At 56.4% G+C, this 23,822-nt stretch carries 24 protein-coding genes and 1 tRNA gene; 14 read left to right on the forward strand and 11 right to left on the reverse strand.

Annotation, left to right across the window (positions count from 1 at the left end; translation table 11 throughout):
- Nucleotides 1-104: 104 nt before the first annotated feature.
- Nucleotides 105-1,004: a LysR family transcriptional regulator gene (locus ABLU80_RS06120; protein WP_015704636.1), complete on the forward strand. Its 900-nt coding sequence runs from the start codon at nucleotides 105-107 to the stop codon at nucleotides 1,002-1,004.
- Here ABLU80_RS06120 and ABLU80_RS06125 read toward each other — a convergent pair whose 3' ends face one another.
- The 5 genes from ABLU80_RS06125 to ABLU80_RS06145 all read right to left on the reverse strand — a co-directional run bounded on the left by ABLU80_RS06125 (nucleotide 1,005) and on the right by ABLU80_RS06145 (nucleotide 5,793).
- Nucleotides 1,005-1,805 (reverse strand): substrate-binding domain-containing protein, encoded by an 801-nt coding sequence (locus tag ABLU80_RS06125; protein WP_015367868.1) that lies wholly within the window; start codon nucleotides 1,803-1,805, stop codon nucleotides 1,005-1,007. It lies immediately after the preceding gene.
- 9 nt (nucleotides 1,806-1,814) lie between these two features.
- Nucleotides 1,815-3,122, reverse strand: a complete 1,308-nt coding sequence (locus tag ABLU80_RS06130) for an MFS transporter (protein ID WP_032714006.1) — start codon at nucleotides 3,120-3,122, stop codon at nucleotides 1,815-1,817.
- 255 nt (nucleotides 3,123-3,377) lie between these two features.
- Entirely contained in the window at nucleotides 3,378-4,214 is an 837-nt protein-coding gene (kduI, locus tag ABLU80_RS06135; RefSeq protein WP_015367870.1) for a 5-dehydro-4-deoxy-D-glucuronate isomerase, read from the reverse strand.
- 58 nt (nucleotides 4,215-4,272) lie between these two features.
- Nucleotides 4,273-5,271 (reverse strand): 2-keto-3-deoxygluconate transporter, encoded by a 999-nt coding sequence (gene kdgT / locus ABLU80_RS06140; RefSeq protein ID WP_348849834.1) that lies wholly within the window; start codon nucleotides 5,269-5,271, stop codon nucleotides 4,273-4,275.
- A gap of 445 nt (nucleotides 5,272-5,716) precedes the next feature.
- Nucleotides 5,717-5,793, reverse strand: a tRNA-Arg gene (locus tag ABLU80_RS06145).
- A 320-nt stretch (nucleotides 5,794-6,113) separates the two neighbouring features.
- Here ABLU80_RS06145 and folD point away from each other — a divergent pair.
- From folD to ABLU80_RS06170, 5 genes are all read left to right on the forward strand, one after another.
- Nucleotides 6,114-6,980, forward strand: coding sequence for a bifunctional methylenetetrahydrofolate dehydrogenase/methenyltetrahydrofolate cyclohydrolase FolD (folD, locus tag ABLU80_RS06150; RefSeq protein ID WP_015367875.1), 867 nt, complete (start codon nucleotides 6,114-6,116; stop codon nucleotides 6,978-6,980).
- 1 nt (nucleotide 6,981) lies between these two features.
- Nucleotides 6,982-7,194 (forward strand): ribosome-associated protein YbcJ, encoded by a 213-nt coding sequence (ybcJ, locus tag ABLU80_RS06155; RefSeq protein WP_015367876.1) that lies wholly within the window; start codon nucleotides 6,982-6,984, stop codon nucleotides 7,192-7,194.
- Between the two features lie 118 nt (nucleotides 7,195-7,312).
- Nucleotides 7,313-7,846, forward strand: coding sequence for a metal-dependent hydrolase (locus tag ABLU80_RS06160; RefSeq protein WP_047081023.1), 534 nt, complete (start codon nucleotides 7,313-7,315; stop codon nucleotides 7,844-7,846).
- A 9-nt stretch (nucleotides 7,847-7,855) separates the two neighbouring features.
- Nucleotides 7,856-8,287, forward strand: a complete 432-nt coding sequence (locus ABLU80_RS06165; RefSeq protein WP_047081022.1) for an STM0539 family protein — start codon at nucleotides 7,856-7,858, stop codon at nucleotides 8,285-8,287.
- Nucleotides 8,284-9,108, forward strand: coding sequence for a DUF2145 domain-containing protein (locus tag ABLU80_RS06170; RefSeq protein ID WP_047081021.1), 825 nt, complete (start codon nucleotides 8,284-8,286; stop codon nucleotides 9,106-9,108). Before ABLU80_RS06165 ends, ABLU80_RS06170 begins: the two co-directional genes overlap by 4 nt.
- 53 nt (nucleotides 9,109-9,161) lie before the next feature.
- On the opposite strand, the gene cysS is transcribed toward ABLU80_RS06170, so the two are convergent.
- Entirely contained in the window at nucleotides 9,162-10,547 is a 1,386-nt protein-coding gene (gene cysS, locus ABLU80_RS06175; RefSeq protein ID WP_045393462.1) for a cysteine--tRNA ligase, read from the reverse strand.
- Nucleotides 10,548-10,720: 173 nt separating this feature from the next.
- Here cysS and ppiB point away from each other — a divergent pair, with 173 nt between their 5' ends.
- The 5 genes from ppiB to mnmH all read left to right on the forward strand — a co-directional run bounded on the left by ppiB (nucleotide 10,721) and on the right by mnmH (nucleotide 14,821).
- Nucleotides 10,721-11,215 (forward strand): peptidylprolyl isomerase B, encoded by a 495-nt coding sequence (ppiB, locus tag ABLU80_RS06180; RefSeq protein ID WP_015367878.1) that lies wholly within the window; start codon nucleotides 10,721-10,723, stop codon nucleotides 11,213-11,215.
- A 3-nt stretch (nucleotides 11,216-11,218) separates the two neighbouring features.
- Nucleotides 11,219-11,941, forward strand: coding sequence for a UDP-2,3-diacylglucosamine diphosphatase (lpxH, locus tag ABLU80_RS06185; RefSeq protein WP_020079436.1), 723 nt, complete (start codon nucleotides 11,219-11,221; stop codon nucleotides 11,939-11,941).
- Between the two features lie 119 nt (nucleotides 11,942-12,060).
- Entirely contained in the window at nucleotides 12,061-12,570 is a 510-nt protein-coding gene (gene purE, locus ABLU80_RS06190; RefSeq protein WP_015367880.1) for a 5-(carboxyamino)imidazole ribonucleotide mutase, read from the forward strand.
- Nucleotides 12,567-13,634 (forward strand): 5-(carboxyamino)imidazole ribonucleotide synthase, encoded by a 1,068-nt coding sequence (purK, locus tag ABLU80_RS06195; protein WP_015704628.1) that lies wholly within the window; start codon nucleotides 12,567-12,569, stop codon nucleotides 13,632-13,634. The genes purE and purK overlap by 4 nt, the downstream gene beginning before the upstream one ends.
- Nucleotides 13,635-13,744: 110 nt before the next feature.
- A complete protein-coding gene (mnmH, locus tag ABLU80_RS06200; protein WP_320944431.1) occupies nucleotides 13,745-14,821 on the forward strand; it encodes a tRNA 2-selenouridine(34) synthase MnmH in 1,077 nt (358 codons plus the stop codon).
- Between the two features lie 611 nt (nucleotides 14,822-15,432).
- On the opposite strand, the gene ABLU80_RS06205 is transcribed toward mnmH, so the two are convergent.
- The 3 genes from ABLU80_RS06205 to ybbA form a co-directional block, all read right to left on the reverse strand.
- Nucleotides 15,433-16,578, reverse strand: coding sequence for a porin (locus ABLU80_RS06205; protein WP_015367884.1), 1,146 nt, complete (start codon nucleotides 16,576-16,578; stop codon nucleotides 15,433-15,435).
- Nucleotides 16,579-16,759: 181 nt separating this feature from the next.
- On the reverse strand, nucleotides 16,760-19,174 hold the full coding sequence (ybbP, locus tag ABLU80_RS06210; RefSeq protein WP_348849835.1) for a putative ABC transporter permease subunit YbbP: 2,415 nt from the start codon (nucleotides 19,172-19,174) through the stop codon (nucleotides 16,760-16,762).
- Nucleotides 19,171-19,857: a putative ABC transporter ATP-binding protein YbbA gene (ybbA, locus tag ABLU80_RS06215; protein ID WP_015367886.1), complete on the reverse strand. Its 687-nt coding sequence runs from the start codon at nucleotides 19,855-19,857 to the stop codon at nucleotides 19,171-19,173. Before ybbA ends, ybbP begins: the two co-directional genes overlap by 4 nt.
- Here ybbA and tesA point away from each other — a divergent pair.
- From tesA to ABLU80_RS06230, 3 genes are read left to right on the forward strand one after another with little or no spacing between them, the layout of a single operon-like run.
- Nucleotides 19,825-20,451, forward strand: coding sequence for a multifunctional acyl-CoA thioesterase I/protease I/lysophospholipase L1 (gene tesA, locus ABLU80_RS06220; protein WP_015704624.1), 627 nt, complete (start codon nucleotides 19,825-19,827; stop codon nucleotides 20,449-20,451). The genes ybbA and tesA overlap by 33 nt on opposite strands.
- Complete coding sequence (locus ABLU80_RS06225; protein ID WP_161798737.1) at nucleotides 20,441-21,247, forward strand: SDR family oxidoreductase; 807 nt, start codon at nucleotides 20,441-20,443, stop codon at nucleotides 21,245-21,247. Before tesA ends, ABLU80_RS06225 begins: the two co-directional genes overlap by 11 nt.
- Nucleotides 21,248-21,305: 58 nt before the next feature.
- Complete coding sequence (locus tag ABLU80_RS06230; RefSeq protein WP_047053331.1) at nucleotides 21,306-22,160, forward strand: co-chaperone YbbN; 855 nt, start codon at nucleotides 21,306-21,308, stop codon at nucleotides 22,158-22,160.
- 96 nt (nucleotides 22,161-22,256) lie between these two features.
- On the opposite strand, the gene fetB is transcribed toward ABLU80_RS06230, so the two are convergent.
- Together fetB and fetA are read right to left on the reverse strand one after the other, a co-directional pair.
- The gene (gene fetB / locus ABLU80_RS06235; protein WP_015367890.1) at nucleotides 22,257-23,039 is read right to left on the reverse strand and encodes an iron export ABC transporter permease subunit FetB; all 783 of its coding nucleotides are present in this window, start codon (nucleotides 23,037-23,039) and stop codon (nucleotides 22,257-22,259) included.
- On the reverse strand, nucleotides 23,026-23,703 hold the full coding sequence (fetA, locus tag ABLU80_RS06240) for an iron ABC transporter ATP-binding protein FetA (RefSeq protein WP_046883703.1): 678 nt from the start codon (nucleotides 23,701-23,703) through the stop codon (nucleotides 23,026-23,028). Before fetA ends, fetB begins: the two co-directional genes overlap by 14 nt.
- Nucleotides 23,704-23,822 lie beyond the last annotated feature (119 nt).

A 23,822-nucleotide genomic window follows, 5' to 3' on the forward strand; every position in this document is an offset into this window, starting at 1 on the left:
CTATCTCTTTAGCCTGCGGCTGGTCGGCGTTGTTTCTTCCTGGAAAACCAAATAAACAGTACAATTGATTGTTGTTTTTTTGTTAAATCCAGGAGAAGCGCCACTTGCCCCTTTTTGACCTGCAGGATCTCTACGCCTTTTTAGCCCTCAGCGAGCACGGCAGCTTTCGCTATGCCGCCGAGGCGATTTGCATTTCGCAATCGGCGTTAAGCAGGCGAATTGAGAAGCTGGAAACCGCTTTAGGGGTGAGATTGTTTGAAAGAACCACTCGCCGGGTGACCCTCACGCAAACCGGCAGAGCTTTCGCCCCAAAGGCGCAGCATCTGCTTTCCGAATTCGAAGATGCCCTGGACGGTATTAGCGACCGCGCCGCCTTCGGCAACGGGCTGGTGACGGTTGCCTGTGTCCCCTCAGCCGCCAACTATTTTATGCCGCAGGTTATCAGCCAATTCCGTCTGCGTTTTCCCAAAGCGCGGATCAAGGTCATTGATACCAGCGCCGGAAATGTTTATAGCGCCGTGCAGAATCACCAGGCGGATTTCGGCCTGAGTTTTCTCTCCGAAATCGCGTCCGAGGTGGTATTTACGCCGCTGGTCCATGAACGCTACCTGGCGGTCTGCCGACGAGACGATCCGCTGGCGCAGCGTAACAGCCTCAGCTGGCAAGAATTTTTTAACCACGATTACATCTGGCTTGATAAGATCTCCGGCAATCGCCACCTGCTGGACGGCGCCCTGAGCGACGTAGGGCCACGACGCACAGCAGTTTGTGAAACCCGCCATGTGACGACCATGCTGGGTATGGTTGATGCCGGCCTCGGTATTGCGGCCATCCCGGCGATGGCGCTGCCGGCCTATGCACACCACGCGTTAGCCAGTATTCCGCTAGTGGAACCAGAGGTGAAAAGGCAGGTGGGGCTGATAAAAAAAGCGGGCAGAGCATTACCTCCTCTGGCCGCCGAACTCGAAAAAGCCATTACCGATTTTTACCATCCCACCGCATAATTAGCCCTCTTCCGGTAATTCGCAGGCGTTGGAGGGTAAAGGATCCATGCCTGTGCGACGGATTTCCGCCTGCGCCGGGACTGAAGCCAGATAGCACAGCAACTGCTTCGCCTGCGACTGCGCGGATGAATCGGCAACTACGGCGCCCGCGAAGCGGGTAACGTATTGCACTTCATCCGGCAAACGGCCAACGAACGTCACGCCGCTGACCGGCAACAGTTCGCTAACCTGCTGAAACCCTATCGCGTAGTCCCCTTTTGCCACCAGCGAAGCAACGGGGATTTTTTCGATCATTTTTGCTTTGGGGCTCGCCTGCGCGGCAATATCCAGTTTGCTGAACAGCTCCTTTTCAACATAGCGCCCACTGGCGCTATCCGAATAGGCGATGGATTTCGCCTGCAGCAATGTTTGTTTCAACGCGGCGACGCTGCTGATATCCGGTACCGGGGCCCCTTTTGGCACGACGGCGCCAATACGTGAATCCGCCAGTTCAATACGCGACCCCGGCATCACTTTGCCCTGCTTCTGCAAATCATCCAGGGCGTATCCCACCATAATCACCACATCCGCCTTTTGCCCTGCCGCCAGGCGGTTCGGTATCGCCTCCGCGGATTTCCCCATCGAGGGACCATGAATGATATGTAAGGTATTGCCGCTTTTTTGCTGATAGTCGGGCGCCAGTTTATCCAACGCCGCAGAGAAGCCGCCGGAAATCATCACCGTGATCTCCTGCGCGACGGCAACATGCGCATAGCCGCAGGTGAATACCACTAACGAGAAAACCCATGATTTACGTTGCATGTTCACCTCTTAACCTAAAGAATTTTGCGTTTTCAATGCCTGTCGGGAAACGCGTTGATAGAGATACAGCGTCGCCAGTAGCGCGCAGATTGCCGCAAAACTCATCCAGTAGCCGGGCGCCGCCTTATCCCCGGTGACTTTAATTAACGCGGTGGACATCGCCGGCGTAAAACCGCCAAACAGAGCGGTAGCCAGGCTGTAAGCCAGGGAAAAACCAGCGACCCTGACCGACCTGGGCATAATTTCCGTCAGCGCGGGGATCATCGCGCCGTTGTAGATGCCGTAAATAAAGGAGAGCCACAGCAGCACGGACAACATCATGGCGAAGTCCGGCATGCGGGCCAGCAGCGATAACGCAGGCCAACTGGTGAAAATAGCCAGCAGCGTCATGCTGACCAGCACGGGTTTACGACCAAACTTATCGGAAAGCATGCCGCCGATAGGCAGCCAGATGAAATTGGATATAGCCACCAATAGCGTGACCAGCAGGCTATCCGAGGCGCTTAATAACAGCACGTTTTTGCCAAAGGTTGGCGCGTAGACCGTGATCAAATAGAACGCGGTAGTGGTCATCGCCACCATTAACATCCCCGCAATCACCACCCGCCAGTTTGCCAGCAGAATAGTCAGCGATTGTCCTAAGGTCGGATGTTCCTTACGCTCTGTATACTCCGCGGTTTCATTCAGGTTGCGGCGTAAAAAGAAGATAAAAGGCACGATCAGGCAGCCAATCGCGAACGGAATTCGCCATCCCCACTGATGCAGACTCGACTCACTGAGCAGCATATTGAGCAGATAGCCCAATGAGGCGGCCACCATAATCGAGACCTGCTGACTGGCGGATTGCCAACTGGTATAGAACCCTTTACGTCCAGGTGTCGCCATTTCTGCGAGGTAAACCGAGACGCCGCCCAGTTCCGCACCAGCAGAAAAGCCCTGCAGCAGTCGGCCGCACAGCACCAGCGCCGGCGCCCACAAACCGATAGTCTGATAACCTGGCACCAGCACGATCAGGATGGTCCCCATCGCCATAATCGACAACGTGCCGATTAAACCTTTACGTCTGCCGACCTTGTCAATCCAGGCGCCTAACACCACGGCGCCAACGGGCCGCATCAAGAACCCGGCGCCGAAAACGGCGAAAGTCATCATTAAGGAAGCGAATTCATTTTCGGAAGGAAAAAAAGTATGGGCAATATAGGTGGCGTAAAAACCAAATAAAAAGAAGTCAAACTGCTCAAGAAAATTCCCTGAGGTCACTTGCAGGATCACTTTGGCCCTGGCGCGAAACACTGAAGTAGCGGCAGTTGCGGACATCACACTCTCCCTGATTAACTGAATAGTTAACTCTCATTAACATTTAGGTAACCGTAAGAGTGCGGGAAGTTGTAGCCAGGAATAAGCGCATTTTGCGCATCTATTGATGCGTCTGACACATTAATAAAGCCTGTGAGTGAAGCGACATCAACAATGACGGGGCGATGGGTTCCCCCTTCCGCCCCGCCCCTAAACACTGATAGTGTGAACTCCGCTGCATTTCCATCCCCGGCAATCCGGGCTTGAGCGGGCGTTTTAACGTATATCGCGCACGGCAACGTGATCCATGTCGTCAAAGACCTGGTTCTCGCCAACCATCCCCCAGATGAAGGTATAAGCGCGGGTACCCACCCCTGAGTGAATCGACCAGCTTGGCGAAATCACCGCCTGCTCGTTATGCATCACAATATGACGGGTCTCCTGCGGCTGCCCCATCATGTGGAACACGCAGGCGTCCTCATCCATGTTGAAATAGAAATAGACCTCCATCCGCCGCTCATGGGTATGGCAAGGCATGGTGTTCCACAGGTTACCCGGCGCCAGTTCGGTCAGGCCCATGCTGAGCTGACAGGTTTCCAGTACATCCGGCACGAAATATTTATTGATGGTGCGACGGTTGCTGGTCAGGTTGTCACCCAGCGTCACCGGCGCTACATCGGCAGGGGTGACTTTCTTCGTCGGATAAGTGGTATGCGCCGGGGCGCAGTTGTAGTAAAACTTCGCCGGTTTTGCGTGGTCGACGCTGGTAAACACCACCTCTTTCGCCCCTTTACCGACGTACAGCGCCTCACGGTGGCCGATTTCATAACATTGGCCATCAACGGTAATACAACCCGGGCCGCCGATATTAATCACCCCTAACTCACGGCGTTCGAGGAAATAGCTTACCCCAAGCTGTTTACCGACTTCGCCACCCACCGACACCCCGCGCTGCACCGGCATAACGCCGCCAACAATAATGCGGTCAATATGGCTGTACACCATGGTGTATTCATCAGCCACAAACACTCGTTCAACTAAAAACTCATTACGCAGCCCCTGGGTATCCAGAGTTTTCGCATGCGCGCTGTGGATACTTTGTCTTACGTCCACGTTAGCCTCCAGGCAGATTCTTGAATGACAAAGCCCTCCGCAGGAGGGCGAAAATAGATTAGTGATTTGCCGATGGCACCACGCTGGCGCCAGGCGCTTTCACCACCTGCGCGTTGCCAAAGCGTTTGGCATACAAGGCGGTAATAATCGGTACTAAAATCGCAGTGACGATGACGCTTGCCGCGACCAGCGCCGTCGCCGAAGCGGCCACCGGTTCAAAGGCCGGATTAATCTGCGCGATGATCACCGGGTTCGCAACCGCCGCGCCCGCTGCGGAAGAAGCCGCGACGCCAGCTGTCCCGTTACCGCCGCCGATAACCCGGTCAGCAATAATCAACGGAATGCCGGTAATGATGATGACCGCCACGCCAAGCACAATCCCCAGCAGTCCGGTATCCAGAATCACGCTCAGATTGATGGTGTTGCCCAGCGCAAAGCCAAAGAACGGAATCAGCACCGGGGTGGCTTTGCTAAAGAAGGCGCGGAAGTCGTGGTCGAGGTTACCTAAGGCAAAGCCCACCAGGAATGGCAGCACCGCGCCGATAAAATGGTGAGGCTCGAAGGAAGCCAGACCGGCGGAGCCAAGGATAACCATCGTCATCAGCGGCCCGGACTCCAGCGACATCAATACAAACGCGCCGGACTCTTCTTTACTGCCGTACTGATTCATCAGGCTGGCGTACAGGCCACCGTTTGTCATATCCATTGCCGAGACAATTGCCAACACCGACAGTCCGGCAAAGAAACCGGTCTGGACGCCGTTTTCCGGAATGACCATCGCGGCAATAAAAGCGACGATCCAGGCGACGGCAATTTTGGTGATCACTAACGTACCGGATTTACGTAATACGGTACCGGTGGCGCGCAAATCGATCGATGCGCCGATACAGAAAAACCACACCGCCAGGATCGGTACCGTGCCGCCAATCATGCCTTTGGTGAATGAACCAAAGTAATTACCGGTATCCGGCGCCAGGGTATTAAGCACCGCGCCAAGCAGCAATGGAACCAGCATCATGCCGCCAGGGATACGTTCAATGGTTGCTTTGATCTTCATTTTTTATCCTCATCTCCACCCCACCTGAACGGCAAGGATGTGACTTATTCTTTCAATATCGTTTGAAAAAATTCTTACTGTTCATTGCATTACGAACAGATGAGAAAAGTCAGGAGTCTCAGGGTTGTGCGCACCACACTGATACCATGCCGTTATCATTGATCATGTGAAATAATGATTCAATGAAAACAAAACGGCGTTTTAGTTACCGTCATCACATATCAAAAAGAAATCGAAAGATGGGAATTTATTGAAACGTTAGCGGAGGAGTAGATGCGATGTTGCGGCGGTCGGAAGCAGGATGAAAGCGGATGAACAAACACGGCAGCCCGAGTAACGGAACCAGCACGGCAAATTGACTCGATTTTTGAGGAAGATGTCCCAAATATGTCACACAAGGAAAAATCAGCGATTGGGGGGAAGTTGATAAGCAGTTGATTTTAAATGGCACGCCCTACAGGATTCGAACCTGTGACCTACGGCTTAGAAGGCCGTTGCTCTATCCAGCTGAGCTAAGGGCGCACTGAGAAGCAGGAGCTTCGGGAGGTGCAATCGCGTGAAATTATACGGTCAACCTCCGGTGAGTCAATGCATTTTGCCGGGAAAAGACAGCAGCATAGCGAGCTTGTCGATTATTAACGCGATGTCTGGTTAAGGATTGTTCGCCCTTTGCGTTCGCGACTGGCCCTCTACGCCGCCACGGCGCAGAAAAATAGCCTGTTTCTCCCTCTCTCGCAGCGTAAAACCGATAAAAACGCAAACGATAACTGACAGCGAGGCTGGCTTCTGACAAAATATCCACATCCCCCTTTCGTAAAGTGACAGATGGAATCCTCTCTCTGATGGCAGCAAAAATTATTGACGGTAAAACGATTGCGCAGCAGGTGCGCTCTGAGGTCGCGGAAAAAGTGAAGGCGCGCGTAGCGGCCGGAAAACGCGCCCCCGGGCTCGCCGTTGTGCTGGTCGGCAGCAACCCTGCGTCGCAGATTTATGTCGGCAGCAAACGCAAGGCATGTGAAGAGGTGGGTTTCGTCTCCCGCTCTTACGATCTCCCGGAAACCACCAGCGAAGCCGAGCTGCTGGAACTTATCGACACGCTGAATGCCGATAATACTATCGACGGCATCCTGGTACAGCTGCCGCTGCCTGCCGGTATCGACAACGTTAAAGTCCTCGAGCGCATTGCGCCGGACAAAGACGTCGACGGCTTCCATCCGTATAACGTTGGTCGTCTGTGTCAACGCGCGCCGCGTCTGCGTCCATGTACGCCGCGCGGTATCGTTACCCTGCTTGAGCGCTACAATATCGATACCTATGGCCTCAACGCGGTGGTGATTGGCGCTTCTAACATCGTCGGTCGTCCGATGAGCATGGAGCTGCTGCTGGCGGGCTGTACCACTACCGTCACCCACCGTTTCACCAAAAACCTGCGCCACCATGTTGAAAATGCCGATCTGCTGATTGTCGCAGTCGGTAAACCGGGCTTTATCCCGGGCGAGTGGATTAAAGAAGGCGCCATCGTGGTGGACGTCGGCATTAACCGTCTGGAAAGCGGCAAAGTGGTCGGCGACGTGGTGTTTGAAGACGCGGCGGAACGCGCGTCCTACATTACGCCAGTGCCTGGCGGCGTCGGCCCAATGACCGTAGCCACGCTGATTCAGAATACGCTGCAGGCGTGCGAAGAGTATCACGACATTCAGGAGGCCTAAGATGGCGAATTTTTCTCTGGGCAAACACCCGCATGTTGAACTATGTGACCTGCTGAAGCTGGAAGGCTGGAGCGAAAGCGGCGCGCAGGCCAAAATCTTCATCGCCGAAGGACTGGTGAAAGTCGACGGCGCGGTGGAAACCCGCAAACGCTGTAAAATCGTTGCCGGGCAAACGGTGACCTTTGACGGTCAAAGCATTACCGTGATTGCCTAATCCTCTCTGGCGCCGGATCCGGCGCCAGCGCTCTCCCGCAGGAAAATCAGAATAATGCGGGGATGTAATCCTCAAATACCCTACTGATAATAGGCTTTTATTTGTAGAATATAAGCCAATGCCAACTATCATCACTCATGCCGCTGTTCCACTGTGCCTGGGATTAGGGCTGGGACGCAAAATTATTCCCCCGCGCCTGATGCTGGCCGGCGTAGCGCTGGCGATGTTGCCGGATGCCGACGTGCTGGCATTTAAGTTCGGCGTCGCCTACGGCAACGTTTTCGGCCACCGCGGATTTACCCACTCGTTACTGTTCGCGCTGGTGGTACCTTTGCTGTGTCTGGCGATAGCTGGCAGGAAATTTCGCTGCGGGCTGGTGCGCAGTTGGGCGTTTCTTAGCGTCTGCCTGTTATCACATAGCCTGCTCGACGCCCTCACCGACGGCGGCAAAGGCGTTGGCTGGCTGTGGCCCTGGTCCGATGAGCGCTTCTTCCTGCCCTGGCAGGTGATTAAAGTGGCGCCATTCGCGCTATCGCTTTATGCCACGCCTTATGGCCATCAGGTGATCCTCTCCGAGCTACAGTGGGTCTGGCTGCCGGCAAGCGTACTGGCGTTACTCCTCTGGTTATATCGTCAATCTATTCAACGTTAAGGGACTACTATGCGTAAAACGACCATCCTCGCCGCAGCATTGCTGGCAATTTCGTCCATCTCTCATGCCGATGAGCGTACCACCGCCGTCTATGCTCTCTCTTCAGGAATTGCCAGCATCGGCAGTTCGGCCCTGGTGAGCGGTATTATTCTCTCGCCGGTCATGGTCCCCGTCGCACTGATCACCGCTTCTGTCGACAAAAACAAAAAGCAAAAAACCGCGCTGCTGACCACCAAAGATCCTAAGCAGAACACCGTTAAAATGGTGCTGCCGCTGCAGGCGGTCGAAGAGGCTAATCTCAAAACCGGGGATAAACTGACGCTGGAGAAAGCCCCGGAAGGCACCGGCGCATTGCTGAAAAAAGAAGATAAGGTCCTGGCCCACATGGTGAATCAAGAGGACGCGTCGCTCTCCGCTAACCAACCGCTGTCGGCGAAATGAAGCGCCTGGCGCTCGCCTTATGCCTGGGGGCAGCATCGTTAAGCGTGACGGCTGCCAGCACCGATTGCGGCGCTGGGTCGCCATCGGCAGAAACTATCGCCGCCACCATGCATCAGGCGCAACGGCTCAAACAGCAATTGAACAGCGAGCCGGAGCGGGTGGTTATTTTAGTGCGCCAGGGTCAGGATATGTCCAGCCGCGGGCTGACCTGGTCTCACGCAGGTTACGCCCTCCGACAGGCCGATAATAGCTGGCGGGTGTACCATAACCTGAATACCTGCGGTACGGCGCGGTCAGCGCTGTACGTACAGGGGCTTTATGAGTTTCTCGCCGATGAACTGGTTAACCAGCAGATAGCGGTTTTACGCCCGCGCGGCGAACTTAACGCCGCCTTACAAGAACTTTTACAAAGTCCTGTCAAACTGAACCTGTTCCACAGCGCGCGGTATAACCTGATCGCCTGGCCCTTCTCCGGGCCGTATCAAAACTCTAACGGCTGGCTGCTGGAACTCTTCGCCCGCGCCAACGACGGCCATATCTGGTCGCGTCAGCAGGCCAGAGACTGGCTGGCGCAGGAGTCGTACCAACCCTCGCTGGTCGACGTCACGCTTTTTGAGCGCCTGGGCGCAAAGGTGGTGGCCAGCAATGTTTTTACCGACGATCAGCCGGATGAGCTATTGGCGCAAGGTAAAGTGGGTTTAAATAGCGGCGATAGCGTGATTCGGTTTATCGCGCGTTACAGCCGGGCGATACCCGGCTGTCAGCATCTGAATCTACCCGACTCTGTTTGCGTTTTTATACCTGAACACCAGGTTCAATAAACCCTGAACGCAAAAAGGCCACGCAAGCGTGGCCTTTATATTAGATATGGCGTTTACTTACGGCGCCAGGTAGTGCCCTGCGGGCCGTCTTCTAACACAATACCCATCTCGTTAAGACGATCGCGGGCCGCATCCGCCGCCGCCCAGTCTTTCGCTTTACGCGCATCCAGACGCTGTTGAATAAGCCCTTCGATTTCCGCCACTTCGCCATCATCGGCCTGCGCGCCGCTCTGCAGGAAAGCGTCCGGCTCCTGCTCAAGCAGACCCAGCACCGAGGAGAGCTTACGCATATGGGCCGCCAGCGCGTTCGCGGCCGCCGCGTCTTCCGTTTTCAGGCGGTTCACTTCACGCGCCATATCGAACAGCACCGAGTAGGCTTCCGGCGTGTTGAAGTCGTCATCCATCGCTTCAATAAAGCGCGCTTCGAAGGCTTCGCCGCCGGCAGGCTGCGCGGATTTGTCGGTCCCGCGCAGCGCGGTGTACAGACGCTCCAGCGCCGAACGCGCCTGCTTGAGGTTCTCTTCGCTGTAGTTCAGCTGGCTGCGATAGTGGCCGGACATCAGGAAGTAGCGGATGGTTTCGGCATCGTAGTACTTCAGCACGTCGCGAACGGTAAAGAAGTTGCCCAGCGATTTCGACATTTTCTCGCGATCGACCATCACCATTCCGGAGTGCATCCAGTAGTTGACATATTCGCCGTCGTGGGCGCAGGTCGATTGCGCGATTTCGTTTTCGTGATGCGGGAACATCAGATCCGAACCGCCGCCGTGAATATCAAAGTGATTACCCAGCTGTTTGCAGTTCATCGCCGAGCATTCAATGTGCCAGCCTGGACGCCCTTCACCCCACGGTGACGGCCAGCTCGGCTCGCCCTCTTTCGACATCTTCCACAGGACGAAGTCCATTGGGTTACGCTTGACGTCAACCACGTCGACGCGAGCGCCCGCCTGCAGCTGGTCGAGATCCTGGCGCGACAGCAGACCGTAGTTAGGGTCGGTCGGCACGTCGAACATCACGTCGCCGTTATCCGCCACATAAGCGTGACCGCGGGCGATCAGCTGCTCGGTGATTTCGATAATTTCAGCGATATGGTGGGTGGCGCGCGGCTCGTTGTCCGGGCGCAGAATGTTCAGAGCGTCAAAATCTTTATGCATTTCGGCGATCATGCGATCGACCAGCGCGACAAAGCTTTCGCCGTTTTCATTAGCGCGCTTAATGATTTTATCGTCGATATCGGTAATATTGCGCACGTACTTCAGCTTGTAACCAAGGAAGCGCAGATAGCGAGCGACAACGTCGAAGGAGACGAAGGTGCGGCCATGGCCGATATGACAGAGATCGTAAACGGTAATTCCACACACGTACATGCCAACTTCCCCGGCATGAATAGGTTTAAATTCTTCTTTTTGGCGCGTCAGTGTATTAAAAATTTTTAACATCGAAGATTCCGTGTAGACGTGTGTGGATATAAGTCGCTTATTCTAACCCTAATTCAAACCGGAAGCAGCACACATTGCAAGGTGCATCGACCCCCGCGGTTATGCTATAACAGCCACCTATGTCATACCCAACCTTGGGTTCAGCACTACAATCATCGGAACAGGATGCAAAAATGGTTACTTTCCACACCAATCATGGCGATATCGTAATCAAAACGTTTGACGACAAAGCGCCGGAAACAGTTAAAAACTTCCTGGACTACTGCCGCGAAGGTTTCTACGACAACACCATTTTCCACCGTGTTATCAACGGCTTCATGATTCAGGGCGGCGGCTTTGAGCCGGGCATGAATCAGAAAGCGACCAAATCTCCGATTCAGAACGAAGCTAACAACGGTCTGAAAAATACCCGTGGTACGCTGGCGATGGCCCGTACTCAGGCCCCGCACTCCGCCACCGCGCAGTTCTTCATCAACGTAGTAGACAACGACTTCCTGAACTTCTCTGGCGAAAGCCTGCAGGGTTGGGGCTACTGCGTCTTTGCCGAAGTGGTTGAAGGCATGGACGTGGTCGACAAAATCAAAGCGGTTGCCACCGGCCGCAGCGGCATGCATCAGGATGTGCCGAAAGAAGACGTTGTCATCAAAAGCGTCACCGTCAGCGAATAATTCGTGGCGACACTTTTTATTGCAGACCTGCATCTGCAAACAGAAGAACCGGCGATCACCGCCGGTTTTCTGCGTTTTTTACAGGGGGAAGCCCGTCAGGCTGACGCCCTGTATATCCTTGGCGATCTGTTCGAGGCGTGGATCGGCGATGACGATCCGAACCCGCTGCATCAGCAAATCGCTTCGGCCATCAAAGCCGTCGTCGACGCCGGCGTACCCTGCTACTTCATCCACGGCAACCGCGATTTTCTCGTCGGTCAGCGCTTCGCCCGCCAGAGCGGCATGATCCTGCTCGCTGAAGAAGAGCGGTTGGATCTCTATGGCCGTGAAGTGTTGATTATGCATGGCGACACTTTATGTACCGACGACCCCGGTTACCTGGCGTTTCGCGCTAAAGTCCATACCCCGTGGATCCAACGTCTGTTTCTCGCCCTGCCGCTGTTTATCCGCCGCCGCATCGCCGCCAAAATGCGCGCCGATAGCAAAGCCGCCAACAGCAGCAAATCGATGGAAATTATGGATGTGAATCCGCAGGCGGTCGTTGACGCGATGGAGCGGCATCAGGTGCAGTGGCTGATTCACGGCCATACCCATCGCCCGGCCGTCCATGAACTGCTAGCCAACGGTCAGCCCGCATGGCGCGTGGTCCTCGGCGCGTGGCACAGCGAAGGGTCAATGGTGAAAGTCAGCGCCGATGGCGTCGAACTCATCCATTTCCCGTTTTAATTTCGCCAACGATTTCCCTGTATTTCCGCCGACGCAACCGTTTTCCTTGCCGGGATATCGTGCTATTCTCTGTGGCCTCTAAAGCAGTGTGAAGCACACCCACAGGAGTTTTCAGACGCATGTCTTCCCGCAATAATCCGGCGCGTATCGCCATCGTGATGGGGTCCAAAAGCGACTGGGCTACCATGCAGTTCGCCGCAGAAATCCTTGATACCCTGAACGTTCCGCACCATGTTGAAGTGGTTTCCGCCCACCGTACGCCCGATAAATTGTTTAGCTTCGCCGAAAGCGCCGAAAGCAACGGTTATCAGGTGATCATCGCCGGTGCGGGCGGCGCGGCGCATTTGCCGGGCATGATTGCAGCGAAAACTCTGGTGCCGGTGCTTGGCGTGCCGGTTCAGAGCGCGGCATTAAGCGGCGTTGACAGCCTCTACTCTATCGTTCAAATGCCCCGCGGCATCCCGGTCGGCACGCTGGCCATCGGCAAAGCCGGCGCCGCTAACGCCGCCCTGCTCGCCGCGCAAATTCTCGCCCAGCATGATGCCGAACTGCACCAGCGTCTGAGCGCCTGGCGTCAGGCGCAAACCGATGAGGTGCTGGATAACCCGGACCCGCGAGGTGCGGCATGAAACAGGTTTGCGTCCTCGGTAACGGACAGTTAGGCCGCATGCTGCGTCAGGCCGGTGAACCGCTGGGCATCGCCGTCTGGCCGGTTGGCCTGGAAGCCGACCCGGAAGCAGTGCCATTCCAGCAAAGCGTCATCACCGCTGAAATCGAGCGCTGGCCGGAAACCGCCCTGACCCGCGAACTGGCGCGCCATCCGGCTTTCGTCAACCGCGACGTTTTTCCGATCATCGCCGACCGCCTGACCCAGAAACAGTTGTTCGACAAACTTGGCCTCGCCACCGCGCCGTGGCAGCTACTGGCGGATAAAAGCGAGTGGCCCGCCGTGTTTGCCCGTCTGGGCGAACTGGCTATCGTCAAGCGCCGCGTCGGCGGCTACGATGGCCGCGGGCAGTGGCGTCTACGCGAGAACGAAACCGCACAACTGCCGGATGATAATTACGGCGAGTGTATCGTCGAGCAGGGAATTAACTTCTCTGGCGAAGTATCGCTGGTCGGTGCCCGCGGCCGCGACGGCAGCACGGTGTTTTATCCGCTGACCCGCAACCTGCACCAGGACGGCATTCTGCGCGCCAGCGTCGCCTTCCCGCAGGCCAATGCGCGCCAGCAGGCGCAGGCCGAAAGCATGCTGACGGCGATCATGAACGAGCTCGACTACGTGGGCGTGATGGCCATGGAGTGCTTCGTCACCGCCGAGGGACTGCTGATCAACGAACTGGCGCCGCGCGTGCACAACAGCGGCCACTGGACGCAGAACGGCGCTTCCATTAGCCAGTTTGAACTGCACCTGCGCGCCATCACCGATCTACCGCTGCCGCCGCCGGTGGTCAACAGCCCATCGGTGATGATCAACCTGATCGGCAGCGATCTGAACTACGACTGGCTGAAACTGCCGCTGGTACATCTGCACTGGTACGACAAAGAAGTTCGTCCGGGGCGTAAAGTCGGGCACTTGAATCTGACCGACAGCGATACCGATCGCCTGAGCGCCACGCTGGAAGCGCTGAAACCGCTCCTGCCAGCCGAATACGCCAGCGGCGTTTTCTGGGCGCAGTCGCAGCTTAATTAAGCCATTCGTGCCGGGGATTTGATCTATCCCCTTCCCCGGCATGCCCTTCGGCGCGTAGAATCCCCACCTCGCAGTAAGCACATCCCGGTTTTAACTCAAAAGGACGACCCATGGAAAATGGGACACACTATCGCGCCATCCTCAGCGCGGATACGCCGCTTATCGACGTCCGCGCGCCGGTGGAATTTCAGCAAAGCGCGATGCCCGCGGCGATTAACCTGCCGCTGATGAACGACGAAGAACGCGCCGCCGTCGGCACCTGTTACAAGCGCCAGGGGCCGGAAGCGGCATTAACCCTCGGACATAAACTGGTCGATGGCGACCTGCGCGCCAGCCGCCTCAAGGCGTGGCTGTCGGCCTGCGCCCGCTATCCACAGGGCTATCTGTGCTGCGCCCGCGGCGGCCAGCGCTCGCATATCGTGCAGCAGTGGCTGCGTGAAGCTGGCGTCGATTATCCGCTGATTGTCGGCGGCTACAAAGCGCTACGCCAGGCGGCAATACAGGCTACCGAGGAGCTGGTACAGCGCCCTATCGTGCTGATTGGCGGCTGCACCGGCAATGGCAAAACCCAGCTGGTTTGCTCGCGCCCGGACGGTATCGATCTTGAAGGTCACGCCCACCACCGCGGTTCGTCATTTGGCCGTACGTTGCAGCAGCAACACCCGCAGGCGACGTTCGAAAACCATCTGGCGGTCTCCCTGCTTAAAAAGGCTGAACAACAAACACGTTGGGTGCTGGAAGATGAAGGCCATATGATTGGCGCGAACCACCTGCCGGAGTGTCTGCGTATACGCATGGCGCAATCGCCGCTGGCGGTGGTGGAAGATCCGTTTGACGTTCGTCTGGAGCGACTGCGAGAAGAGTACTTCGAACGTATGCACCGCGACTTTATTGCCGCCTATGGCGAAGAGAAAGGCTGGCAGGAATATAGCGAGTATCTGCATCACGGGCTGTTTGCCATCCGGCGTCGGCTGGGGCTACAGCGCTTTGCTCAGTTAACCGAACTACTCGACGCGGCATTGTTGCAGCAACAGCGTACCGCCAGTACCGAAGCTCACTTCACCTGGCTGGTCCCGCTGTTAAATGAATACTACGACCCAATGTATCGCTATCAGTTGGGGAAAAAAGCCGGAAAAATTATTTTTCGCGGCAACTGGCAGGAGGTCGCCGCCTGGCTGAAGAAGTAGCTCCCCCAACCAGACGGTTTCCCGGGTAGCGGCTGGCGCCTTACCCGGGCTACCAATGGCACTGGGCCACCCATTGCACTGGATCTGTAGGCCCGCGCAAGCGCAGCGCCGCCGGGCAATATCCGCGGATAAGGAGCCGTTTTTGCGCCGGATGGCGGCTGCGCCTTATCCGGCCTACGGTCCGTGCGGCCTGCCTTTAATTTATTCACCACGCTGACTGAAACTGCCGGTGTTGATGGCCTCAAAATCGCTGAGACGTTACCGGAAGGCCGGGGCAGCCCGCATGGATGCGGGCTGAGGGCCGTGATTTGCAAGGACGCTGCCTCGGCCCGACCCGAAGCCTGCAGGGATAAGTCGAAGGTACCACGAAGTGGCGATTTTGGCGGCCAGAGCCCGGGAGTACAGAGGGCGGCGGCGACTGGCCGCCCTTTGTGCGCTCCCTGCGCCACGGAAAACATATTGCAGAAAAATTAACCGGGAGCGCAAGATACTCTGGAGCGAAACGAGATAAACGCTTTTCTCAAGCTAAAAGGTTGCAAACCGTTAACAGTATCTACTCCCGCTTAGCGCAGCGCAAGCCGGGGAAATTCCCGGCTTGCGGCGGCTCATCGTCAGAAGTCGTAGCGCAGACGCACCAGGTTCATATCGCCCAGATCATCGGTGCTGGAAGTAAACACGTGCTCGTAATCAACACGGAAACCGTAATCCAGCTGGAAGCTAACACCCAAACCGTTATCAATACGCTGGTAGTTGCGGCCATTCACGTACTCCAGACGGTCGCCCATAAAGTACGGCTGAATAGATTTAACAGCGTATTGATTGATCGGGAATTTATAGCCAGCAAAGTATTCAATACCCCAGGCATCGCCGGCGAAGTAATCATGCACATTGGTTTTCTTGGTAGTCAGGAAGTTCTGATACCAACCGCCGCCGAAGGAGAAGGTCCAGTTATCCGGGGTCCAGCTCAGCGCGGTACCGACAATATTCTGGTCGTAGGTTTTGCTATCGGAGCTTGACGGGTCGCGCATTTCGGCGCGGGTGTAGTTCCACGCGGTACCCCAGGTCAGGTCTTTCATGATGTGGTAATCCACGCCGATAGACCCGCCGCCTTTACGTTTGTAGCGCAGACCATCGCCCGGCAGATACTCACTATCTTCAAACAGATAGGATCCGTACAGATCGACATCACCGACGGTTTTCTTATATTTCAACATATTGCGTGAACGATAAGAACCATCGTAGTCGCCGTTAATACCGTTACCCGGAGCCTGACCGATCATATCGTAGTCCCAGATATCGGTTTTCACGCCGACGACATCATAGTAAATACTGTTCTGCTGACCGTAGGTTAATGTCCCCCAGGTATCGCTCTTCAGACCGGTATAAAGCATACGACGAGTGGTATTGTTCGCCCCTTCCGCGTAGTGATTGTCCCAATCGAACAGCGCCGGAATATTCACGCCCAATTCGTAGTAGCTGATCCAGCTAATATCATCAAACAGATAGTAATCAGCGGCGAAGCGGAAACGGGTGCCGCCGTCGAAACCGTTACGCTTGTAGGAACCTTTATCGCCATCGCCGGTCATCATGTTGAACTGCGGACGAATACTGCCGCCGACGGTAAAGTTAAGGCGGCTTAACGGATCGCCCGCCTGCGGATCTTGTTTCAGCAGCGTAATCTCAGCCTGGGATGCAAAAGAGGTTAACGCTAATGCTGCGCCGATCGAGATCGCCAGCGCTTTTATTTTATGTGCCATGCTTTTTCCTTGAGTAATAAGCAACCTTATATTTGCCAGTTGAATATTAACTGCGAATTAGCACGACGTGTTGTTGGGTTTTTAATGTTTTGTGCGCTTAAAAATCAAGGGATTATCATTTTGTGCCGTTAAAATAAAAGCGCCGCGAAATTGCGCGGCGCTTCATAAAAATGAAATCTATTTACTGGTTAAATTGTCGGAATAACGCTTTTCCTTTTAATAAGCGTAATCCCAACCATCCGCCGCACAACGATAATAATATAGCGCCGGATGATGGCAGCATAACCCACAGCCGCCAGTCCGGCGTCCATGGAAAATCAAACACTTTGGTTTGCAGCATCGCCAGCGCCACCTCGGCGCCAATGGCCGCCACCAGCCCCGACACCACGCCAAGCAGAGCGAACTCCGCCCACAGCGTGGTACGTAGCAAGGTTTTACCGGCCCCCAGCGTCCGCCAGACGACCAGCTCCTGATGCCGCTGACGCATCCCGACCTGTACCTGAGCCAGCAGCAATAGCACGCCGCAGGCGGTGACCAGCACCACCATGACCTCCAGCGCGCGACTTACCTGCGTCAACACCTGGCCTACCTGGCGCAGGATGGCGCCGATATCCAGCAGGCTAACAGTGGGGAACTCGCGATTAAGCTGGGTCAGCATCGCGTTGCCATTATCCCAACGGAAGCTGGTGAGCCAGCTTTGCGGCTGCCCATCCAGCGCCCCTGGCGGGAAAATAAAGAAGAAGTTTGGCCGCAGGCTCTCCCAGTCAACTTTGCGCACGCTGGTCACCTTAGCGTTAAATTGCTGAGTGTCGCCGGTAAAGGTGACGCTATCACCGATCCTGACGCCCAACCGCTGCGCCAGCCCCTCTTCAATCGACACCTCGCCCGCCTTCGGCGGCCAACTGCCGGCCACCAGCGGATTATGATCCGGGCGCTGCTCGCTCCAGGTGAGATTAAGCTCGCGGTTTAGCGCTTCGTCTTTATTCCCTTCCGTCGTCTGACCGTTAATCTGCGTCAGACGCGCGCGCACGATGGGATAAAACTCCGCCGCCCGGGTCTGGTGTTCGGCAAGGAATGTCTTCACCGGCACCACCTGTTCGGGAGCGATATTAATCAGGAAGTAGTTCGGGCTTTCCGGCGGCAGCTGCTGTTGCCAACGATCGAGCAGATCGCCGCGCAGCACCAGCAGAAGCGCCAGCAGCATAAACGACAGCGAAAACGCCGCCAGTTGGCTCAGCGTTGACCACGGCTGGCGCAACAGACGGTTCACCGCCAGGCGTAGCGGTAACGCTTTTAGCGTGACGCGCTTGAGCAACCACAGCAAGGCCCAGCCTACCAGCCCGCATAGCAGCGCCAGCACCAAGGCCCCGACCAGCACCGACCACAGCAGCGGGCTACCGCCCATCAGCCATGCCAGTCCGCCGACAACCACCGCACAAACCACCGGAATATAGTGTTTTAGCGGCCAGACGTTAGCCACCACATCTTGCCGCAATACCCGCAGCGGCAGAGTCGCCAGCAGCAGCCGGTACGGCCGCCAGCCGACCAGCAGCGAAATCACCACCATCGCGCCGATTGCCCACAACCACGGCCAGCCGCTGGCGGGCGACAGCGCGGCGGGCAGCACTGGCTTAAGCATCAACAGCAGGGCTTTTTCCAGCAGCAGCCCCATCGCGCCCCCCGCCGCCACGGCCAGCGCCAGCAACATTAGCCACTGACCGACGATAAGTTTACGTAGCTGCGCCCGCCCGGCGCCTAAGGTTTTGAGAATAGCGACCAGATCGTAGCGGCTGCGGCAGTAATGGCCCATCGCTACCGCTACCGCGGCGACCGCCAGCAGCAACGTTAGTAACGCGGACAGCAGTAAAAATTGCTGCGAGCGCTCCAGCGATTTACCCAACGCGCTATCATCCTGCTCCAGGCCAATCCAGCGATGTTCCGCGCCAAGCTTCGGCAGCAGCCACCGCTCGTAAGCCGCCAGCTGCTGTGCGCTACCGGCGAATTTATAGCGCCAGGAGACGCGGCTGCCGGGCTGTACCGCGCCGGTTTTCGCCACGTCGGCGATATTCATCATTAGCCGCGGCGCCATCTGGAAGGGGTTGAATCCGGCGTCCGGCTCTTGAATGACCTCGCCAGCGATGCGCAAGGTGGCGTCGCCAACGTCAATGTTATCGCCGGTTTTCAGGTTCAGTAATGCCATCAGCCTTGGCGCCAGCAGGACGCTGCCGCGCTGCGGTTTTAATCCCGCCGGTGCGGTCTCCAGCGTGCCGTACAGCGGATAAGTATCATCAACCGCCTTCACATCCGCCAGCTGCGGGGTATCGCCAGCGAAAGTCATGGTGGCGAAGTTCAGCTGTTCGCCGACGGTTAACCCTAGCGTACGCGCCTGGGCGAGCCACTCGGCAGGCACTACGCGTGAACTGCGCAGGGTGCGATCCCCGGCCATGAATTCGCGGCTTTGCTGGCTAAGCCCTTTTTCCATACGGTCGCTGATTGAGCCCAGCGCCAGCACGCAGGCCACCGCCATGCTTAATGCCAGCCAGACGATGAGCAGCGAAGGTGAGCGCCATTCGCGCCAGAACCAGCGGGCTATCATGCTTCCTCCTGCAACTTGCCATCCACCAGGCGTAAGCGACGATCGCAGCGCGCCGCCAGCAGCGGATCGTGGGTCACCAGAATCAGCGTGGTACCGTGTTCGCGGTTGAGCGAGAACAGCAGATCGGCGATTTTATCGCCGGTGTGACGGTCGAGATTGCCGGTCGGCTCATCGGCAAACAGCAGCGCCGGACGGCCGTTAAAGGCGCGAGCCAGCGCCACTCGCTGCTGCTCGCCGCCGGAAAGCTGCGCCGGCAAATGGTGCAGCCGTTTGCCAAGCCCCAGCTGTTCAAGCAGCGCGCGCGCATCGCCACGGCTCTGGCTATCGCTGGCGCCGCGCAGCAATGCCGGCAGCTCGACGTTCTCAAGGGCGTTTAGCGTCGGAATCAACATAAACGATTGAAAGACAAAGCCTACGTGCTTTGCGCGTAGCCTCGCGCGCGCCTCTTCATCCATTTGATGCAGCGGCTGCCCCAGAAGAGACACTTCGCCGCTGCTGCCGTCGTCGAGCCCGGCAAGTATCGCCAGCAGCGTGGATTTCCCGGAACCGGACTCGCCAATCAGGGCGATGGTTTGCGCCGGTTTGACAACCAGCTCAACTCCGGTAAGGATGGACAGCTGATGCTCTCCCTGACCGACGGATTTCTTAAGATGATGAACTTCAAGTATGTTTTCCGCTGGCATTTGCCTTTCCTGTTTATGGTTCTGTTTACCTGCCGCGCAATGGCGGCGGATACGCTGTTAGTGCTTGGCGATAGCCTGAGCGCCGGCTATCGGATGGCGGCGAATACTGCCTGGCCTGCTCTGCTCAATGATAAGTGGCAGGCCAAAACGACGGTGGTCAATGCCAGTATCAGCGGCGATACATCGCAGCAGGGCCTGGCGCGCCTGCCGGCGCTACTGAAGCAGCACCAACCGCGCTGGGTGCTGGTGGAACTGGGCGGCAACGACGGGCTGCGCGGTTTCCCGCCGCAGCAAACGGAGCAGACGCTACGCACCGTTATTCAGGATATCAAAGCGGCGAAGGCCCAACCGCTGCTGATGCAAATACGCCTGCCTGCCAACTATGGGCGCCGTTATAATGAAGCCTTTAGCGCGATTTATCCGCAGCTGGCCAAAGAGTTCGATATTCCTCTGCTGCCCTTTTTTATGGAGGAGGTTTATCTCAAGCCACAATGGATGCAGGACGACGGCATTCATCCTAATCGCGATGCGCAACCGTTTATTGCCGACTGGATGGCAACCCGGTTGGCTCCCTTAGTTAATCATGACTCCTGAACGCCGGGAGTCATTCACAGGTAAAGTTATGCAAAAATCGGTTTTAGTTACAGGATGTTCCAGCGGAATTGGCCTCGAAAGCGCGCTCGATTTAAAGCGTCAGGGCTTCCGGGTACTGGCCGCCTGCCGTAAGGGGGAGGATGTCGCCCGTATGCAGGAGCTGGGTCTGACCGGTATTTTGTTGGATCTCGATGATCCGCAAAGCGTCGAAAATGCCGCCGCCGAGGTCATCGCGCTAACCGAGAACCGCCTGTACGGCCTGTTCAATAATGCTGGCTACGGCGTCTACGGCCCGCTCACCACCATCAGCCGTCAGCAGATGGAACAGCAGTTTTCCGCCAACTTTTTCGGCGCTCATCAGCTCACCATGCTGCTGCTGCCTGCCATGCAGCCGCACGGTGAAGGCCGCATCGTGATGACCTCTTCGGTGATGGGGCTGATTTCCAGCCCCGGCCGCGGCGCCTATGCCGCCAGTAAATACGCGCTGGAGGCGTGGTCCGATGCGCTGCGCATGGAACTCCGCCACAGTGGCATAAAAGTCAGCCTGATTGAGCCTGGACCAATCCGCACCCGCTTTACCAACAATGTTAACCAGACCGGCGACAAGACGGTAGAAAACCCCGGTATTGCCGCGCGCTTTACGCTCGGCCCGGAGGCGGTGGTGGAAAAAGTGCGTCACGCCTTCGTCAGCGACAAGCCGAAACTGCGCTATCCGGTGACGCTGGTCACCCACGCGGTAGGCTGGTTAAAACGCCTGCTGCCGGCCCGTGCGATGGACAAAATTATCCAGGGCTGAGTTGAAGCGCTGAATGTCGCCCCCATCTAAAACAGAAATCGACCAACGAGATACGCTCATGTCCGAACAGAATATTGTCAATATTACCGAAGCTAATCTGCAGCAGACGCTGCAGCAATCCATGAACGCGCCGGTGCTGTTTTATTTCTGGTCCGCCCGTAGCCAGCACTGCGAACAACTGACGCCGGTGCTTGAGCGCCTGGCCGCCCAATACCACGGTCAGTTTACGCTGGCGAAGGTAGATTGCGACGCGGAGCAAATGCTGGCTTCGCAGTTTGGTCTGCGCGCGATCCCAACGGTGTATCTTTTCCAGAACGGCCAGCCGGTAGATGGTTTTGAAGGCCCGCAGCCGGAAGAGGCCATCCGCGCCCTGCTGGATAAAGTGCTGCCGCGCGAAGAAGAATTGAAAGCGCAGGAAGCGCAGGCGCTGATGCAGGAAGAAAAATACGCCGACGCGCTGCCGCTGCTGAAAGACGCCTGGCAGTTGTCTAACCAGGATAGCCAGATTGGCCTGCTGCTGGCGGAAACGCTAATTGCCCTGCAGCGTTCCGATGAAGCTGAAAGCGTGCTGAAAACTGTGCCGCTGCAGGATCAGGACACCCGTTATCAGGGGCTGGTGGCGCAGATTGAACTGCTTAAACAAGCGGCTGATACCCCGGAAATCCAGCAACTTCAGCAGCAGGTCGAGCAGAACCCGGACGACGCGGCGCTGGCGTCTCAGCTGGCGTTGCAGCTGCACCAGGTCGGGCGCAACGAAGAAGCGCTGGCGCTGCTGTTCACGCATCTGCAAAAAGATTTAGGCGCCGGCGATGGCCAGGTGCGCAAAATGCTGCAGGAGATCCTCGCGGCGCTCGGCACCGGCGACGCCCTGGCGGCGAAATACCGCCGCCAGCTGTATTCATTGCTGTACTAATCAGAGGCGCTGACCCGGATAGCGCTACGCTTATCCGGGCTACAGATTACGCCGTGGTAGCCCGGAGAAGGCGCAACGCGCCGCCTCCGGGAATACTTACGGGCGCTTTTTCAACTGCGTCACAACCAATTGATGGCGGGCATTGAAGAACTTCCGGTAGGTCAGATAACCGGCGATAATCGTCGACAGACTGGCGGTCGATAGCAACATAAACGTGACCATAATCTGATACTTAATCGCCTTCACCGGATCTATCCCGGCGAAAATCAACCCCGACATCATGCCCGGTAAACTCACCAGCCCGACCGTTTTCGCCGAATCTACCGTGGGAATCAACGATGCGCGTATGCTATCGCGGATCAGCCGCGCGGAGGCCATCTTCGGCGTCGCGCCAAGACTTAGCTTCTCCTGAATCTGCTGCTGCTCGCTGTTAAAACGCTGGCCCATATTGTTGTAGCACAGCCCTACCGCCACCATGGCGTTACCGGCCACCATGCCGGCAATCGGAATAACCTGCATCGGCACAAAGGCGATCGACCCCGAGAAGACCAGCACCGCCAGGGTTAGTCCGGCGCCAGTGGTAATAGCGATAAACGATGAAACAAAAGCTTTATCGATATATTTACTGCGCTTCTTCGCATTCCACGCCGCGTTAAAGCAGATAAACAGCACCATCAATAGCGTCAACACCGCATGATTGACGTTAAAGATATATTTCAGCACGTAGCCGACGATAATCAATTGCACTATCGCCCGGCAAATACTCCAGATGATATCTTTTTCCAGCGCCAATTTTTCCCGATAGCTGACGACGATTGCCACCAGCACCAGCACCATCGAGAGCGCCAGCGACTCGTTAGTAATATTATGCCCGTTCATTTTTTACCTCCTGCATTTTCCCGCCGGCAGGCTGTAGCGTGATCACTTCATCAGCGTGGGCAATTTCGTTCTGATCGTGAGTGACCCACAGAATGGCCCCCCCTTTTTCCGTCGCGTAGCGATGAATAATCTCGTTAACGTTGCGCTTATTACTTTCATCCAGCGCGCTGGTAATTTCATCAAGCAGCAGAACCTGCGGTAGAAACTGCAAATTACGAATGAGCGAGACCCGCTGTTTTTCACCGCCGGAAAGCTCATTAATGGATTTCTCCAGCGTATTATCCGCCAGCCCGAAGCGTTCGAGATCGGCAACCAGCGCTTTAGGATCCGGCTGTTTGTTGCGGATCTGCCATGGGAAGACCAGGTTGTCATAAACCGAATCGCCGAACAGCGCCGGGGTTTGCGCGCAATAAGAAACCTGCTGGCGATAGTTTTCCGGCGACAGCGTGGCGATATCTTTATCGTTGAAAAAAATCTCGCCGCTGGTCGGGCTCAGCAGCGAGGCGATAATTTTCAGCAGCGTACTTTTGCCGCATCCGGATGGCCCGGTAATCAACTTAAATTCCCCGGCCGCAATCCGGAGATCGATATTATTCAGGATGACCGCGTCGTCGGTTTTAAAACCGACGCCCTCGAGGCGCAAAATCGCGTTATTTTCCTTCATTATATGTCCAGTTTATTTCCTAAAACCCAAACAGTTTACTCCAGTTTTCTTTCACCGGAACAAGGAGAAAGTTATACTCTGTTTAAACATGCGCCATTTCGCTGCGGCGCCCATCAGGC

The sequence above is a fragment of the Klebsiella sp. CN_Kp104 genome, assembly GCF_040064515.1.
GTDB classification, from domain to species: domain Bacteria; phylum Pseudomonadota; class Gammaproteobacteria; order Enterobacterales; family Enterobacteriaceae; genus Klebsiella; species Klebsiella aerogenes.

Coding starts and splice junctions, on each gene's coding strand:
- fetA (WP_046883703.1), bottom strand. CDS start 23,703: ATGAAGGAAAATAACGCGATTTTGCGCCTCGAGGGCGTCGGTTTTAAA.
- ABLU80_RS06170 (WP_047081021.1), top strand. CDS start 8,284: ATGAAGCGCCTGGCGCTCGCCTTATGCCTGGGGGCAGCATCGTTAAGC.
- mnmH (WP_320944431.1), top strand. CDS start 13,745: ATGGAAAATGGGACACACTATCGCGCCATCCTCAGCGCGGATACGCCG.
- ppiB (WP_015367878.1), top strand. CDS start 10,721: ATGGTTACTTTCCACACCAATCATGGCGATATCGTAATCAAAACGTTT.
- ybcJ (WP_015367876.1), top strand. CDS start 6,982: ATGGCGAATTTTTCTCTGGGCAAACACCCGCATGTTGAACTATGTGAC.
- ABLU80_RS06130 (WP_032714006.1), bottom strand. CDS start 3,122: ATGTCCGCAACTGCCGCTACTTCAGTGTTTCGCGCCAGGGCCAAAGTG.
- purK (WP_015704628.1), top strand. CDS start 12,567: ATGAAACAGGTTTGCGTCCTCGGTAACGGACAGTTAGGCCGCATGCTG.
- fetB (WP_015367890.1), bottom strand. CDS start 23,039: ATGAACGGGCATAATATTACTAACGAGTCGCTGGCGCTCTCGATGGTG.
- ABLU80_RS06225 (WP_161798737.1), top strand. CDS start 20,441: ATGACTCCTGAACGCCGGGAGTCATTCACAGGTAAAGTTATGCAAAAA.
- ybbP (WP_348849835.1), bottom strand. CDS start 19,174: ATGATAGCCCGCTGGTTCTGGCGCGAATGGCGCTCACCTTCGCTGCTC.
- ABLU80_RS06165 (WP_047081022.1), top strand. CDS start 7,856: ATGCGTAAAACGACCATCCTCGCCGCAGCATTGCTGGCAATTTCGTCC.
- kdgT (WP_348849834.1), bottom strand. CDS start 5,271: ATGAAGATCAAAGCAACCATTGAACGTATCCCTGGCGGCATGATGCTG.
- folD (WP_015367875.1), top strand. CDS start 6,114: ATGGCAGCAAAAATTATTGACGGTAAAACGATTGCGCAGCAGGTGCGC.
- ABLU80_RS06160 (WP_047081023.1), top strand. CDS start 7,313: ATGCCAACTATCATCACTCATGCCGCTGTTCCACTGTGCCTGGGATTA.
- cysS (WP_045393462.1), bottom strand. CDS start 10,547: ATGTTAAAAATTTTTAATACACTGACGCGCCAAAAAGAAGAATTTAAA.
- ybbA (WP_015367886.1), bottom strand. CDS start 19,857: ATGCCAGCGGAAAACATACTTGAAGTTCATCATCTTAAGAAATCCGTC.
- tesA (WP_015704624.1), top strand. CDS start 19,825: ATGATGAACTTCAAGTATGTTTTCCGCTGGCATTTGCCTTTCCTGTTT.
- ABLU80_RS06125 (WP_015367868.1), bottom strand. CDS start 1,805: ATGCAACGTAAATCATGGGTTTTCTCGTTAGTGGTATTCACCTGCGGC.
- ABLU80_RS06230 (WP_047053331.1), top strand. CDS start 21,306: ATGTCCGAACAGAATATTGTCAATATTACCGAAGCTAATCTGCAGCAG.
- purE (WP_015367880.1), top strand. CDS start 12,061: ATGTCTTCCCGCAATAATCCGGCGCGTATCGCCATCGTGATGGGGTCC.
- ABLU80_RS06205 (WP_015367884.1), bottom strand. CDS start 16,578: ATGGCACATAAAATAAAAGCGCTGGCGATCTCGATCGGCGCAGCATTA.